The sequence below is a fragment of the Actinomycetospora sp. CA-084318 genome, from assembly GCF_050955885.1.
Lineage (GTDB): Bacteria > Actinomycetota > Actinomycetes > Mycobacteriales > Pseudonocardiaceae > Actinomycetospora.
In genome coordinates this window covers 3,482,818-3,495,684 of record NZ_CP192098.1, presented here as the reverse complement: position 1 = coordinate 3,495,684, position 12,867 = coordinate 3,482,818, and the positions used below count along the sequence as shown (strand labels likewise).

The 12,867-nt window shown below is 75.3% G+C and carries 17 protein-coding genes; 4 read left to right on the top strand and 13 right to left on the bottom strand.

Annotated elements, in window-relative coordinates:
* Nucleotides 1-72 precede the first annotated feature (72 nt).
* Complete coding sequence (locus ACQPYX_RS17110; protein ID WP_433798521.1) at nt 73-801, bottom strand: DUF742 domain-containing protein; 729 nt, start codon at nt 799-801, stop codon at nt 73-75.
* Between the two features lie 439 nt (nt 802-1,240).
* The gene (locus ACQPYX_RS17105) at nt 1,241-1,471 is read right to left on the bottom strand and encodes an RNA-binding S4 domain-containing protein (protein WP_433798520.1); all 231 of its coding nucleotides are present in this window, start codon (nt 1,469-1,471) and stop codon (nt 1,241-1,243) included.
* A gap of 20 nt (nt 1,472-1,491) precedes the next feature.
* Here ACQPYX_RS17105 and ACQPYX_RS17100 point away from each other — a divergent pair, with 20 nt between their 5' ends.
* A complete protein-coding gene (locus tag ACQPYX_RS17100) occupies nt 1,492-2,241 on the top strand; it encodes a sulfite exporter TauE/SafE family protein (protein ID WP_433798519.1) in 750 nt (249 codons plus the stop codon).
* Here ACQPYX_RS17100 and ACQPYX_RS17095 read toward each other — a convergent pair.
* Entirely contained in the window at nt 2,238-2,801 is a 564-nt protein-coding gene (locus ACQPYX_RS17095) for a TetR/AcrR family transcriptional regulator (protein WP_433798518.1), read from the bottom strand. The genes ACQPYX_RS17100 and ACQPYX_RS17095 overlap by 4 nt on opposite strands.
* Before the next feature lie 69 nt (nt 2,802-2,870).
* Between ACQPYX_RS17095 and ACQPYX_RS17090 the strand changes: the two genes are divergently transcribed.
* Both ACQPYX_RS17090 and ACQPYX_RS17085 read left to right on the top strand, forming a co-directional pair.
* Nucleotides 2,871-4,019 carry an FAD-dependent oxidoreductase gene (locus ACQPYX_RS17090; RefSeq protein WP_433798517.1) on the top strand — a complete coding sequence of 383 codons (1,149 nt, stop codon included), beginning with the start codon at nt 2,871-2,873 and terminating at the stop codon, nt 4,017-4,019.
* Nucleotides 4,016-4,966 carry an NAD-dependent epimerase/dehydratase family protein gene (locus tag ACQPYX_RS17085; protein ID WP_433798516.1) on the top strand — a complete coding sequence of 317 codons (951 nt, stop codon included), beginning with the start codon at nt 4,016-4,018 and terminating at the stop codon, nt 4,964-4,966. The genes ACQPYX_RS17090 and ACQPYX_RS17085 overlap by 4 nt, the downstream gene beginning before the upstream one ends.
* A 10-nt stretch (nt 4,967-4,976) precedes the next feature.
* On the opposite strand, the gene ACQPYX_RS17080 is transcribed toward ACQPYX_RS17085, so the two are convergent.
* Nucleotides 4,977-5,426: a GatB/YqeY domain-containing protein gene (locus ACQPYX_RS17080; protein WP_433798515.1), complete on the bottom strand. Its 450-nt coding sequence runs from the start codon at nt 5,424-5,426 to the stop codon at nt 4,977-4,979.
* A gap of 91 nt (nt 5,427-5,517) precedes the next feature.
* Between ACQPYX_RS17080 and ACQPYX_RS17075 the strand changes: the two genes are divergently transcribed.
* A complete protein-coding gene (locus tag ACQPYX_RS17075; RefSeq protein WP_433798514.1) occupies nt 5,518-6,360 on the top strand; it encodes a helix-turn-helix transcriptional regulator in 843 nt (280 codons plus the stop codon).
* Here the strand turns inward: ACQPYX_RS17075 and ACQPYX_RS17070 are convergent, their stop codons facing one another.
* The 9 genes from ACQPYX_RS17070 to ACQPYX_RS17030 all read right to left on the bottom strand — a co-directional run bounded on the left by ACQPYX_RS17070 (nt 6,361) and on the right by ACQPYX_RS17030 (nt 12,854).
* Nucleotides 6,361-7,107, bottom strand: coding sequence for an SDR family oxidoreductase (locus ACQPYX_RS17070; RefSeq protein WP_433798513.1), 747 nt, complete (start codon nt 7,105-7,107; stop codon nt 6,361-6,363).
* Nucleotides 7,108-7,111: 4 nt separating this feature from the next.
* Entirely contained in the window at nt 7,112-7,483 is a 372-nt protein-coding gene (locus ACQPYX_RS17065) for a VOC family protein (protein WP_433798512.1), read from the bottom strand.
* Nucleotides 7,484-7,538: 55 nt separating this feature from the next.
* Nucleotides 7,539-8,855 (bottom strand): DUF1254 domain-containing protein, encoded by a 1,317-nt coding sequence (locus ACQPYX_RS17060; RefSeq protein ID WP_433798511.1) that lies wholly within the window; start codon nt 8,853-8,855, stop codon nt 7,539-7,541.
* Nucleotides 8,856-8,857: 2 nt separating this feature from the next.
* Entirely contained in the window at nt 8,858-10,336 is a 1,479-nt protein-coding gene (locus tag ACQPYX_RS17055) for a class I adenylate-forming enzyme family protein (RefSeq protein WP_433798510.1), read from the bottom strand.
* Nucleotides 10,333-10,659: an EthD family reductase gene (locus ACQPYX_RS17050; protein WP_433798509.1), complete on the bottom strand. Its 327-nt coding sequence runs from the start codon at nt 10,657-10,659 to the stop codon at nt 10,333-10,335. The genes ACQPYX_RS17055 and ACQPYX_RS17050 overlap by 4 nt, the downstream gene beginning before the upstream one ends.
* 26 nt (nt 10,660-10,685) lie before the next feature.
* On the bottom strand, nt 10,686-11,075 hold the full coding sequence (locus ACQPYX_RS17045; RefSeq protein ID WP_433798508.1) for a hypothetical protein: 390 nt from the start codon (nt 11,073-11,075) through the stop codon (nt 10,686-10,688).
* 69 nt (nt 11,076-11,144) lie between these two features.
* On the bottom strand, nt 11,145-11,837 hold the full coding sequence (locus ACQPYX_RS17040) for a nitroreductase family protein (protein ID WP_433798507.1): 693 nt from the start codon (nt 11,835-11,837) through the stop codon (nt 11,145-11,147).
* Nucleotides 11,837-12,199 (bottom strand): nuclear transport factor 2 family protein, encoded by a 363-nt coding sequence (locus tag ACQPYX_RS17035; RefSeq protein WP_433798506.1) that lies wholly within the window; start codon nt 12,197-12,199, stop codon nt 11,837-11,839. Before ACQPYX_RS17035 ends, ACQPYX_RS17040 begins: the two co-directional genes overlap by 1 nt.
* A 19-nt stretch (nt 12,200-12,218) precedes the next feature.
* A complete protein-coding gene (locus ACQPYX_RS17030; RefSeq protein WP_433798505.1) occupies nt 12,219-12,854 on the bottom strand; it encodes a TetR/AcrR family transcriptional regulator in 636 nt (211 codons plus the stop codon).
* Between the last annotated feature and the right edge of the window lie 13 nt (nt 12,855-12,867).

Here is a 12,867-nt window from a genome sequence, read left to right as displayed (position 1 = left end):
CCGGGACGTCGGGCACGACCGGATCTCCGGCCGGGACCGTGGCGTTCGCCGGGGCGGCGAGGGTGCGCATCCCTACAGACCGTGCAGCCCCCGCAGCACGCGCGCCATCACCTCGGGGTCCGGGCCGCGCCGGTCCCCGGCCGCCGCGGTCGGGTGGATCCGCACGGTCCCGCCGTCGGCCATGTCGCCGATCAGCACCCGCGCCACCCCGAGCGGCACCTGCATGAGCGCGGCCACCTCGGCGACCGAGCGCGGGGCCGCGTCGCAGATCTCGCCGATGACGACGTGCTCGGGGTCCTCGAGCGGCGGGCGGGGGCGGGGCAGCGAGATGAGGGTCTCGACGAGGAGGTCGGGCCGCGCCCGGGTCCGGCCGCGGGTCCGCACGTACGGTCGCACCGACACCCGCGACTCGAACCCCTCGGCGCGGTCGCGCAGCTCGGCCAGGTGCAGCGGGCTGGTGGGTGCGTCGTCGATCTCCCGCGGGACCGGGTCCCGGCGTGGTTCGCGCACCGGCGCGGCCTGCACCGGCACCACGGCGTCCTCGGCGGCCCGCTGCTCGCGCACCCGCCGGACGCGGCGGCCGCGGGAGCCGAAACGGGCGCCCGTCCGGCCGATCATCGGGTCCCCCGACGACGGGTCCGGGCCGGTGACGCCGGCCTCCGCCGATTCCAGGGGCTCGTCGGGCTCGTCCGGCTGGTCGGGCTGTTCGACGAGACGGGGGAAGCGGGCACCGGTGCGGCCGAGCTGCTGACGCCGGCGGAGCCGACCAGGTCGACCGTCCCCGGCGTGCTCCTCGGTCACGCTCCGCACCCACCCTCCGCGCGCTCCGTGGCCGAATGCCTCGTATCGGACAGGCCGTTCACGCTACGGCACGGCGACTGGTCAGGGAACGTGACGCTCGGTCGGTCATGTGACGTTCACGTGACACGAGGACGTCGCGAACGGAGCAGTGCCTTGGTCCCGCCTCGGACGCGCCGGGGTGCACACCACGCAGGCCGGCGGGCCGTCCGGCATGCCTCACGTCCCGCTCGCGGAGGCGTCGGACGGTGGCCGGTTCCGCCGTTCCGGTGACCCCGACCGACCTGATCACCCCTTCGGACGGCGGGGCTCTAAGCTGGTGACGGCCCTGCCTTCGACCTCTCGGCAGGGCTCATCTCGGCGGAGCCCGGGGGTCGTCGTCGTTCCACCCGGTTCGCCGGGACGGCACCTCCGGGTTTCGTTGCCTACGCAAAAGACCGGTCTACTCCGGTGCGATCACGCGGGCCCGATCTCCGCCGAACGCCACGACGTCGCCCCCGGCGAGCTGCCGTCCGCGCCGCGTCTCGGCGCGCCCGTTCACGGTCACCTCGCCCGACGCCACGACGTCCTTGGCGTCCGCCCCGTGCTCCACGAGGCCCGCGAGCTTGAGGAACTGGCCGAGCCGGATGGTGCCGGTCACCTCGACCGGCCGGATGCCCCCTGTGCCTGCCACCCCGTGATCTGATCACAGCCGTGTCGACGACGCTGCTGCTCCTGCTCGCGGGGGTGGCGGCGGGGCTGTCGGGGTCGATGGCCGGGCTGGCCTCCCTCTTCTCCTACCCGGCCCTGCTCGCGGCCGGGCTCCCACCCGTCGTCGCGAACCAGACGAACACCATCGCGCTGGCCATCTCCAGTACCTCCTCGATCGCGTCCTCCCGTCGGGAACTGCGCGGGCAGCGCGACCGGGTGCTCCGCCTGATCCCGCTGACCGTGCTGGGCGGGATCGTCGGCGGCGCCCTGGTGCTGGTGACGCCGTCGGAGACGTTCGCACTGATCGTGCCGTTCCTGGTCGCGTTCGCCTCGCTGGTCCTGCTGCGCCCGCCGCGGGCGGCCGGTCCCGACGAGGGCCGCCGCGACGGACGACCGAACGCCGCGACCACGGTCGGCGCCGTCCTGATCGGCGTGTACTCGGGCTACTTCGGCGCCGCCGCCGGGGTGCTGATGCTGGCGCTGCTCTCGCACCTGCTCGCCGACACCCTCGTGCGGGTCAACGCGGTGAAGAACGTGCTGCTCGGCGCGTCGAACGCGGTGGCCGCGATCGGCTTCATCGTGTTCGGCACCGTCGTCTGGTCCGCCGCGCTCCCCCTGCTGATCGGCCTGCTCGCCGGCAACTACGCCGGCCCGGCGATCGCGCGGAGGCTGCCGCCGACCGTGCTGCGGGTCGGGATCGCGGTGGCCGGACTGGTGCTCGCGGTCTCGCTGTTCGTCCAGGCGGTCGGCTAGCCCCGGGCGTAGGCCGCGACGACCGCCGTCACCGCCCGACGACGTCCGGCCGCGTCGCGCACGGTCCGACCCGCTCCTGCGATCTGATCGAACGCCAGGCCGTCCAGGCAGGCGACGAGGTCGAACGCCCTCCCCTCGGGATCGTCCACGCCGAGGCCGCGCAGCAGCCCGGCGACCGCGGCCCGCACCTGTCCGCCGGCGACGACCAGCGCGGCCTCGAGCTCCGGACGACGCGTCGACTCGAGCGAGAGCTCCAGGCGTGCCAGGAACCGGTGGCGGTCCGGCCCGACGACCCGCTCGAGGTGCGCACACGCCCGCTCCGTCAGTGCCTCCACCGACCCGCCGGTCGCCGAGCCCGCGGCCGCCACGCGATCGACGACGTCGGTGGCCAACCGGTTCACGCACGCCTCGAGCAGGGCCGCCCGCGTGCGGAAGTAGTACGAGCTCGTCCCCTCGGCCAGGCCGGCCGCGGCGTCGACGGCCCGATGGGTCAGCCCCCGGGTCCCCGCCGTCGCGAGCACCTCGATCGCCGCGTCCGCGAGCACGTCCCGACGTTCCATCGACCCTCTTCCGCCGCGTCCTCTACAACCGTAGAGTACCGCGCTACTACAGATGTAGAGGAGCGGGTCATGGCGCGGGCGGTCGTGGTGGGAGCGGGTCTCGGCGGGTTGGCGGGTGCGATCGCGCTCGCCCGGCGCGGGTGGGAGGTGACGGTGCTCGAACGCCGCGACCGCCCAGGCGAGGTCGGGGCCGGGATCGCGCTCTGGCCGAACGGGCTGGCGGCCCTCGACGAGCTGGGCGTCGGCGACGACGTCCGCGCCGCCGGCACCGTCGAGGGCGCCGGCGGCATCCGGGACCGCCGGGGCCGGTGGCTGACCCGCACCGACGCGTCCGCCCTACGCCGGCAGCAGGGCGACGGCGTCGTCGTCCTCGAGCGACCGCGCCTGCACGACCTGCTCCGCGCGGCCGCGCCTCCGATCGACGCCGACGCCGCCGTCCGTTCCGTCGACCCCGGCGACGCCACCACACCCGCCGTCGTGCACGACGTCCGCGGGCGTGTCCACGTCGCCGACCTCGTCGTCGCCGCGGACGGGCTGCGCAGCACCGTCCGGGCGGCCGTCGACCCGAGCGCCGCGCCCCGCCCGACGGGCCGCACCGCGTTCCGGCTGCTCGCCGGGCACGCCGTGGACGCGGGCGGCGAGAGCTGGGGCCGCGGCGACCTCGTCGGCCTCGCCCCGGCGCCCGGCGGACGGACCTACCTGTACGCGGTCGTCCGCACCGCCGACGTCCCGGACCGCGCCCTCGTCGATCCCCTCCCCTGGCTGCGACGGCGGTTCGCGGACTGGCACGACCCCGTCCCCGCCGTCCTCGCCGCCGCCGGACCGGTCGCCGTGCACGCCCTCGAGGACCTCCGCCCGCCGACGACGTGGAGCCGCGGTCGCCTGGCGCTGCTCGGCGACGCCGCCCACGCGATGACCCCGTACCTCGGGCAGGGCGCGAGCCAGGCCTTCCTCGACGCCGTCGTGCTCGCCGACGAGGCGCGGCCCGACGGCACCGGACTCGACCGGTACGAGCACCGGCGCTCCCCGTCGGCGCGGGCCCTCGCCCGCCGTTCGCGGCGGGCCGGTCGGGTCGCGGCCTGGCGGTCCCCGCTCGCCGTCGCCGCCCGGGACGTCCTGGTGCGGTGCCTCCCCGACACCGCCGCGCCGGCCGCCCTCGACCGGCTGCTGGCCACCGAACACGTCCAGCACCCCGCACCGGCGGGGGCCGGACGATGACCCACGTCGTCGTCGGGGCCTCCGGCGGGATCGGGCGCGCCGTGGTCGCCGAGCTGGCGCGTCGCGGGCTGCCGGTCCGGGCGGTGTCGCGTCGCGACCCGCAGGTGCCCGGGGCCGAGAGCGTTGCAGCGGACGCGACCGACGCCACCGCGATGCGCCGGGTCTGCGTCGACGCGACCGCCGTCTACCACTGCGTGAACCCGCCGTTCGCGTCCTGGCGCAGCGCGTTCCCGGACGCCACGCGGGCCCTGCTCGCCGCGGCGGGCGCGGCCGGCGCGCGGCTCGTGTTCGCGGACGACACCTGGATGTACGGCCGGGTCGACGCGCCGATGCGGGAGGACACCCCGGCTCGCCCGGTCGCCGAGAAGGGCGTGCTGCGCGCCTGGCTCGCCGAGATGGTGCTCGCCGCCCACGCGCGCGGCGAGGTCGAGACCGTGATCGGTCGGGCGCCGGAGCTGTGGGGGCCGGGGGTCGAGTCGCTGCTCGGCGCGTGGCTCTTCGCCGCCGCCGCCTGCGGCGGCACCGCCCGCTGGCCGGGCGACCCGGACCTGCCGATGACCGCGGGCTACGCCCCCGACGTCGGGGCCGCGCTCGTCGACCTCGCGCTCGCACCCGACGGGGCGTCCGGCCGGGTGTGGCACACGCCGGTGCCGCCGCCGAGCACCGGGCGGGAGTTCGTCGCCCACCTCGCCGCCGCGGCCGGGCGACCGGTGCGGCTCGGCCGCATCACGCCCGCGATGGTCGCGGCGCTGCGACTCGTCTCCCCGGTCGCCCGCGAGGGCGCGCAGCTGCTCTACCAGTTCGACCAGCCGTTCCTGGTCGACGACAGCGCCTTCCGTGCGGTCTTCCCGACGACCGCGACGCCGTGGGAGGAGGGCATCGCCGCCACGCTGGCCTGGTACCGGGCCGAGCCGGAGCGGACCCGTCGTCGGCTGGTCCCGGTCTGACCCGGACCCGTCAGGACGAGAGCTGCCGCTTCACCTCGGTCGACACGCGCCTGCCGTCGGCGCGCGAACCCACCTGCGGCTGCACGACCTTCATGACCTGCCCCATCTGCTTCGGCCCCTCGGCCCCGGTCTCGGCGATGGCGGCCGCGACGAGCGAGCTGAGCTCCTCGTCGGTCAGCGGCTGGGGCAGGTACTCGGCGAGCACCTTCTCCTCCGCGCGCTCCCGCTCGGCGAGCTCGGTGCGGCCGGCGCCGTCGAACGCCTCCGCGGACTCCCGGCGCTTCTTGGTCTCCTTGGTGAGCACGCCGAGGACCTCGTCGTCGGTGAGGTCGTGGTGCTCGGTGCCCGCGGTCTCGGCGGTGCTGACGGCGGTCAGGGCCATGCGCAGCGTCGAGACCCGGACCTCGTCGCGGGCCTTCATGGCGGTGGTCAGATCGCTGCGGAGCCTCTCCTTGAGCACCTCATCAGTCTAGGCGCGGGCGTCCACCCGGAATCGGTGGTGGGACCGACGGGGCCAGGACACCGCCCGCGCGCGCGGCCAGACTGGGACCATGACCTCCGAGTTCGGGCGCACGCTGCGCCGCTGGCGCGACCGGCTGGAGCCGTCGACGGTAGGTCTGCCCTCGGGGCAGCGCCGCCGGGCCGCGGGGCTGCGCCGCGAGGAGCTCGCCGGGATCGCCGGCATCTCCGCGGACTACCTGACCCGTCTCGAGCAGGGTCGCGCCACCGCACCGTCGGCGCAGGTGGTGGAGGCGCTCGCCCGCGCGCTGCGGGTCTCCGACGCCGAGCGCGACCTGCTGTTCGGCCTCGCCGGGCACGCGACGCCCGGGCGGGACGTGGTGCCGGCGCGCATCACGCGCAGCGTCCAGCGGCTGCTCGACCGCCTCGAGCACACCCCGGTCGCCGTGTTCGACGCCGCCCTGACCCTGCTGGTCGCCAACGCGCCCTACGACGCGCTGATGGGCGACACCACGTCGTGGCAGGGCCTCGAGCGCAACGCCCTGTGGCGGCACTTCGTCGGCCCGGGCGGTCGTGTCGCGTACAGCCCGGAGGGCGAGCGGGTCTTCGAGGAGACGGTCGTCGCTACGCTGCGCATGACGGCCGCCCGCTACCCCGCCGACCGCTCGCTGCGCCACCTCGTCGACCAGCTCACGGCGCGCAGCCCACGGTTCGCCGAGCTGTGGGACGCCGACCTGCCCGACCCGATGGCGGAGGTCTCGAAGCGCAAGACGATCGAGCACCCGGCGGTCGGGCCGGTCACGCTCGACTGCGACACCCTCGTCGTCGCCACCGACGACGTGCGGATCATGGTCTACACCGCGGACCCGGGCACCCCCGACGCCGAACGCCTCGAGCTCGCCGTCGTGCTCGGGACCCAGGCGCTCGTGGAGTGATCAGGTGAGGGCCCGCACCAGCGGCATCGGCATGAGCCGCAGCGCCGGGCCGAGCAGCGACCAGGGCCACCGCGGCGCGTAGGCGTGCCCGGGCCGCCGTTCGATGGCCTCGACCATCGCCCGCACCCCGGTGGCCGCATCGACGCCGAAGGGCATCGACATGCCCTCGTTGAGGTCGGTGCGGATGTAGCCGGGTGCGAGCTCCGTGACGACGATGCCGCTGCCGTGCACGTCGGAGCGCAGGCCTTCCGCGAACGTCGAGAGCCCCGCCTTGGCCGCGGCGTACACCGTCTGCGCGCCGCGCAGCCCCCGGTCGGCCGCCACCGAGGTGACCAGGACGAGGTGGCCCGTCCCCTGCGCCCGGAAGATCTCCATGGCCGCCTCGGCCTGGGCGATCGCGGCGACGAAGTTCGTGCGCGCGGTCCGCAGGTTGGCCTCCGGCTTCCCGGAGCCGACCTTCCGCCCCTCCCCGATCCCGGCGTTGACGATCACGCGGTCCAGCCCGCCGAGCCTGCCCGCCACCTCCGGGATCACCCGCGCGACCGCCGCGTCGTCGGTGACGTCGAGCGCCGCGGTGACGACCTGCGCCGCCCCGGGCCGCGCCGAGAGCTCCGCCGCCAGCGCGTCCAGCCGGTCGGTGCGCCGCGCGACGAGCGCGAGCTCGTGGCCGCGCGCCGCGAACTCCCGCGCCATGCCCTCGCCCAGCCCGCTCGACGCGCCCGTGATCAGTGTCCGCACGGGGTTCACTACATCACGCGTCGTGGTGCTCCAGGATGTTCACCACGACACCCCCGGGCGTCCGCACGAAGAACCGCCGCACGCCCCACGGCTCGGTGGTCATCGGGTGCACGATCTCCAGCCCGGCGTCGATCATCCGGCGGTAGAGCGGTTCGTGCTCGGCGGGCTCCACGGCGACCGAGAGCACCGTGTCCTCCGGCGCCGTCCGGTCGTGGGTGAGCAGCTGGACCTGCGGGAGCTGCGCGACACCGGTCGCGCTGTGGTTCACCACCCAGCCCTGGTCCATCGGGGTGTCGAGGCCGAGCAGCTCGGTCCAGAAGGCGCGGTCGGCGGCGGGGTCGGTCATCGCGACGTCGGCGATGATCCTGCGCACGGGGCTCGTCATGGGCGGAGAGCTTTCCCGACGAGGGCCCCGTGCGGCTTGGACGGATCCGCTCGCCTCAGAGCCGGACGACCGGCGCCGGGAGCCAGGTGCCGTCGCGCGCCGCGTCGCCCGGCGCGTAGATCCGCAGGATCAGGTAGAACCGGCCCTCCGGGCACGGCAACCAGGGCCCCTCCCCCGGGTCCTCGTGGGCGATGGTCATCGCCACCGGCCCGGTCGTCCCCAGCGACGCGCTCCCGAGGCCGTAGCGGTCGAGGTCGTTGGCGTACAGCCGCCCGGTCTCGACGTGGTAGAGCGTCACGCTCCAGAACGCATGCGCCGGCGGCGGGGTGTCGAAGCTGAGGCAGTAGGGGCCGGATCGGCCGGCGAGCGGATCACCCGCAGCGTCGACGTGGGTGTTGAACGAGGTGTTCTCGTCGGCCACGTTCGCCCCGAGCCCGACGTGGTTCATCACGGCGCGGGCCAGGTGGTTGGTGCCGTGGGCACCCTTGTCGCGGACCCGGGTCCACCCCGTGCCGGTCGGCTCGCCCAGCTGGGGACGGCTCGCCCGCAGCACCTCCTGGGCGGCGGCGAACGAGGTCTCCAGCCCGCGCGCGGTGGCGTCGTCGAGGCCGGCCGGGTCCCACGGCTCGGACCCGAGCAGGCCCAGGGCCCGGAACGGCCGCACGTACGCCCGGTCGCCGGCGGGCACCCCGCCGAGCCGCAACGCCGCGTCGAGGGAGCGGTGGAAGACCCGCCAGTCTGTCTCGACCGTGTCGGGGTCGACGACCGGGCCGAGGGCCTCGGCACACGGCGACCCGGTCAGGGTCACCGCGTCCTGGAGCCGGTGCACGGCGTCCAGGCCGTCGTCGAGGACCTGGATTCGCAGCAGCAGCCAGACGAGGTCCGTGCCCACCCGCACCACCGTCACGCCCGCCGGCGCCTCGCCGCACCACCCGGGCGAGACGAACCAGCACCGTCTGGCCCCCGGGGCGGTCCGGGCGTTGACGTTGGTGGCGTTGCTGTGGGCGTCGAGCACCTGCACCGTGAAGTAGCGCTTCCCGAACTCCGGCAGCCGCAGCTCCGTGGGGCCGGCCCGCAGGTCCAGCCAGGCGTTCGAGTACAGGGTGTCGGCGTTGGGCGCGCGGAACCCACGGAACTCAGGTCCCGCCGGGGTCCGCTCGTGGATGAACTCCGCGAGGCGTCCGGGCGCCCCCGGTGCCAGCACCTGCTCGGAGAACTGCGCGTACTGCAGCGCCGCCGGCGTGCCGTAGACGACCGCCTGCATCCCGAGCGCGGCGCACCAGCTCGCGCGCGCGTCCGGATCGACCGGGACGAGGTCGTCGTGCGGGGACGCGACGACGCCCGTGCCGGTCGCCTCGTGGGTGCGGACCACCGTCAGGCCCGGACCGTGCGCAGCCGGTCGGCGAGCGAGGCCGCGTCGGGCCGCGAGAGCTTGCCGACCCGGTTCATCGGCAGGCTCTCGACCCGGAAGACGTACTCCGGCCACTTGCCCTTGGTCAGGCCCAGCTCGCCGAGGTGGCGCTGCACCTCCGGGAGGTCCAGGTCGTCGTGCGCGCTGACGATCAGCACGGCCACGCGCTCGCCGAGCACGTCGTCGGGCACGGGGACCACGCAGACCTGGTCGACGTGCGGGTGGCGGGCGACGGCGGACTCGATCTCGGTGACGTCGATGTTGCGGCCGCCGCGGATGATGATGTCCTTCTCGCGTCCCCGGATGGACACGGTGCCGTCCGGGGCCACCTCGGCCAGGTCGCCGGTCGGCAGGAAGCCGTCCGCGGTGAGCGCGGGCGCGACCACCTCGCCGTTCCGCGCGTAGCCGAGGAAGAGCGACGGACCGCGGACCTGGGCCCGGCCGGGGGTCCCGGCGGGCAGCGTCGTCCCGTCCTCGTCGACGGCACGCAGCTCGGTGCCGGGGAACGGCGTCCCGTCGGTGCCCAGCCGCGTCACCGGGTCGTCGTCCGGCCGCGAGGTCGTGTGGCCGAGGCACTCCGACATCCCGAAGACCCGCAGGAACCGGGTGCCGAGCCGCTCCTCGGCGCGGCCCAGCGCGCCGGCGTCCATCGGGCCGCCGCCGATCGTCATGGCCGTCATCGCGGTGAGCTCCCCGCCGTGGCGCGCCGCCGAGCCCATCTGCAGGGCCATCGTCGGCACGCACATCGTCCAACGCGTGTCGTGCGCCGCCATCAGGTCGACCGCGACCGCGGGGTCCCAGCGGTCGAGCAGCAGCACCCGGCCGCCGAGCAGGAGCGGGAGGTAGAGCCCGAAGCACACGGCGGCCGCCGAGGACAGCGGGACGAGCGCGGCGACCGTGTCGCCGGGACGGAGCCCGACGGCGTCGATCGTGGAGCGCCCGGCGTAGCGCAGCGCGGCCTCCGACTGGACGACGCCCTTGGCGCGACCCGTGGACCCCGAAGTCAGACCGATGACGACGCCGCCGCGCCAGCGGTCCCCACCGCGCGCCGGCCGGGCGGTGAGACACCAGCCGTCGAGGACGTCCGCGTCCGCGTCGCCGGGGGCGAGGACGGCGGCCAGCGCAGGTGAGAGGACGACGGCGTCCGGGTCGACGTCCTCGCGGGCGGCCGCGAACTCCTGGGCGGTGGTGTGCCGGCTGAGCAGGGCCAGGGTGCCGTCGAGGCGACCGACGGCCAGCGCCGCGACGAGCGTGCGCCAGGAGTTGTCGGCCTGGACCATCAGCGTGGGACGCGGACCGGTGCGGGCCTCGACAGCGGCCGCGAGGTCCGCCGCCCGCGCCACGAGGTCCGCCACGCGGTGCTCCCCGTCGGCGTCGACCGCGACGACGTCGTCGGGCGCGGTGGCGGCCCGGCGCTCCAGGTCGGCGTGGAGCTCCTTCACCGGTCGGCCCCGAGCATCTCGCGCTCGTCGCCGAGCAGCGCGATCCGACGGCCCTTCATGTGGCCCACGTGCTTCACCGCGGCCGCCCACTCCTCGCTGGCGAGCGCCGCGCGGGCGGCGGCCTCGTCGTCGAAGCTCAGCACCGAGACACCGTCCCAGCCCTCCGAGCGGGGCTCGAGCGCGCTCGACACGGCGGTGTGGCGCCAGGCCCGCAGGCCGGGCAGCGGATAGGTCATCTCCGCGTGCTCGCCGCGCCACCAGTCGATGAACTGCTCGTGGGTCCACTCGGGCGGGCGGGCGGCCAGCAGGACGAGGTTGAACACGGGTGTCTCCTTCTCGACGGCGGGGGTCAGCGGGCGACGTCGAGCTCGGGCGAGCGGCCGATCATCAGGTCGGTGACCCGCCCGTCGCCGTCGAGCCGGGCCGCGGCGACGAACGTGGACTCGAAGGCGCCGCCGCGGCGGGCCTGACCGAGCACGAGCTCGTCGGACCCGACGGTCGAGGCGCTCAGTACGTGATGGGTGAGGACGCCCTTCTCGCGCTGGGCGAGGTAGCCCTCCATGGCCGCGCGCCCGCCTGCGAAGTCCTGGGCCGCGCCGCCGCCGGTGCCGAACACGATCGAGAAGCGGAACTCCGGCGCGATCATGCCCAGGATGTCGTCGGGGGTGTCCCCGTCGAGGCTCGCGAACCAGCGGCGCAGGAAGGGTGCGGCGGGTGCGACCGGATCGGCGTCGATCACGACTTCTCCTGACATGAGTTCAGTTCGATAGAGACGAGGCTAGGCAACGGTGCGGGGCCCGGCAAGGGGTCAGCTCGCGGCGAGGCCGCGGACGTCCGGTACGCCCGGCAGGTCGTCGTGCCAGCCGTCGAGGTGCAGGACGTCGTCCACCGCCGGGCGGCGGGCCCGGCCGAACCGCTCCCCCGTGGTCCAGGCGACCGGCGTCAGACAGACCTGCTGGACCCGGTCGAACGGGATGCCCAGGAGCTCGGCGGCCTCCCGCTCGCGGGCGAGGTGCATCGTCGTCCAGCAGGTGCCGAGGCCGCGGGCCCGGGCGGCGAGCATGAAGCTCCACGTCGCCGGCAGCACCCCGCCGAGCAGCGAGGCACTGGCCATGGCCGAGGCACCGTCGAGGCGGGCGCCCTCCAGGCAGGTGATGACGATGGTGTCGACCTCGTGCAGGGCGTCCGCCAGCGCGTCGGCGGACCGCGCCGACCGTTCCTGGGTGCGTGCGGCCCCGGCGTCGTCGGTCCCGACCCGCCCGATGTAGCCCTCCGAGGCGCGGTAGGTGCCCTCGTAGACGTCGGCGTAGAGGTCCGCCAGCCCGGCCCGGAGCCCGGGATCCCGGACGACGACGAAGCGGGTGCGGGGCAGGTTGGACCCGGCCGGGGCCTGCAGCGCCACCTCGATGCACTCGCGGACGAGCTCGAGCGGGACGGGGCGGGAGGCGTCGAGACGGCGGCGGACCGCGCGAGTAGTGGTCAGGACCTCGTCGGCGTCCATCACGCGGCACCCACCGGGAGCGCGAACATGCCGAAGTCGGGCCGGAAGAACGCCTGGTACCGGGCCACGCGGCCGTCGGTGACGAGCGCGGTCGCGGTGAACGACCCGGTGCCGCGGCCGTCGGCCTCGGTGACGATGCCGTGCACCATCTCGAGGTCGCCGTCGACGGCGCGCCGGTGCACGTGGTGGCGCCGGCCCACGGCCGGGCGTCCCGCGACGTAGGCCTCGAGGTCGGCGCGGCCCGAACCGCGGACGTCGTTCCCCGGGATCGCGATGAGGAACTCGACGTCCGGGGCCACCAGGTCGAGCCCGCTCAGCGGGTCCGGGCCGTCGAGCCGCCCGTAGTACTCCTCGATGATCATCTTCCGTCCTCCTCGACGGTCACGGTTCGTCGGCGGCGACCATGCGCGTGGCACAGCCCGCCATGAAGTCGGCGATGGCGTCCAGGTCCAGCGCGCCGTCCGGGCGGTACCAGCGCCACACGCCGGTGATCAGCCCGAGGAGGCTGCGCGCCATGATCACGGGGTCGCGGTCGGGGAACTCCCCGGCCCGGATCCCGCGCTCGATCAGCTCGACCCAGTTGCGCTCGACCCGGGCGACCAGCTCGCGGGAGGCCAGGCGCTCCTTCTCCTCCCGCTCGGAGGAGCGCGCGGCGGCCAGCAGGCCGATGTTCGCGACGAGGATCCGGTTCTGCTGGACCTCCTGCGGCGAGAGCGCGTAGGCCGCCCCGACCGCCGCGCGCAGGCCCTCCAGGGCGGTCGGCGCGTCGGCCGTGGCCGCGTGGAAGGCCGCGTCGGAGTTGCGCAGACCCAGCCGCATCACGGTCAGCAGGCAGTGCGCCTTGGACTCGAAGTAGTGGTAGAGCGCGGTCTGCCCGATGCCGACGCGGTCGGCGACCGCCGACCACTTCGTGCCCTCGTAGCCGGCCTCCCCGAAACACTCGACGGCGGCGGCGAGGATGGCGGGCCGCTTCGACCGCGGACCGTCCTCGACCTCGGTGAGTGCAGCGATGCTCATGGGCGGCCCTTCC

Excerpts from the sequence above, each read along its gene's own strand:
- ACQPYX_RS17035 (WP_433798506.1), bottom strand. The coding sequence starts at position 12,199 with ATGATCATCGAGGAGTACTACGGGCGGCTCGACGGCCCGGACCCGCTG.
- ACQPYX_RS17075 (WP_433798514.1), top strand. The coding sequence starts at position 5,518 with ATGACCTCCGAGTTCGGGCGCACGCTGCGCCGCTGGCGCGACCGGCTG.
- ACQPYX_RS17065 (WP_433798512.1), bottom strand. The coding sequence starts at position 7,483 with ATGACGAGCCCCGTGCGCAGGATCATCGCCGACGTCGCGATGACCGAC.
- ACQPYX_RS17095 (WP_433798518.1), bottom strand. The coding sequence starts at position 2,801 with ATGGAACGTCGGGACGTGCTCGCGGACGCGGCGATCGAGGTGCTCGCG.
- ACQPYX_RS17030 (WP_433798505.1), bottom strand. The coding sequence starts at position 12,854 with ATGAGCATCGCTGCACTCACCGAGGTCGAGGACGGTCCGCGGTCGAAG.
- ACQPYX_RS17040 (WP_433798507.1), bottom strand. The coding sequence starts at position 11,837 with ATGGACGCCGACGAGGTCCTGACCACTACTCGCGCGGTCCGCCGCCGT.
- ACQPYX_RS17085 (WP_433798516.1), top strand. The coding sequence starts at position 4,016 with ATGACCCACGTCGTCGTCGGGGCCTCCGGCGGGATCGGGCGCGCCGTG.
- ACQPYX_RS17090 (WP_433798517.1), top strand. The coding sequence starts at position 2,871 with ATGGCGCGGGCGGTCGTGGTGGGAGCGGGTCTCGGCGGGTTGGCGGGT.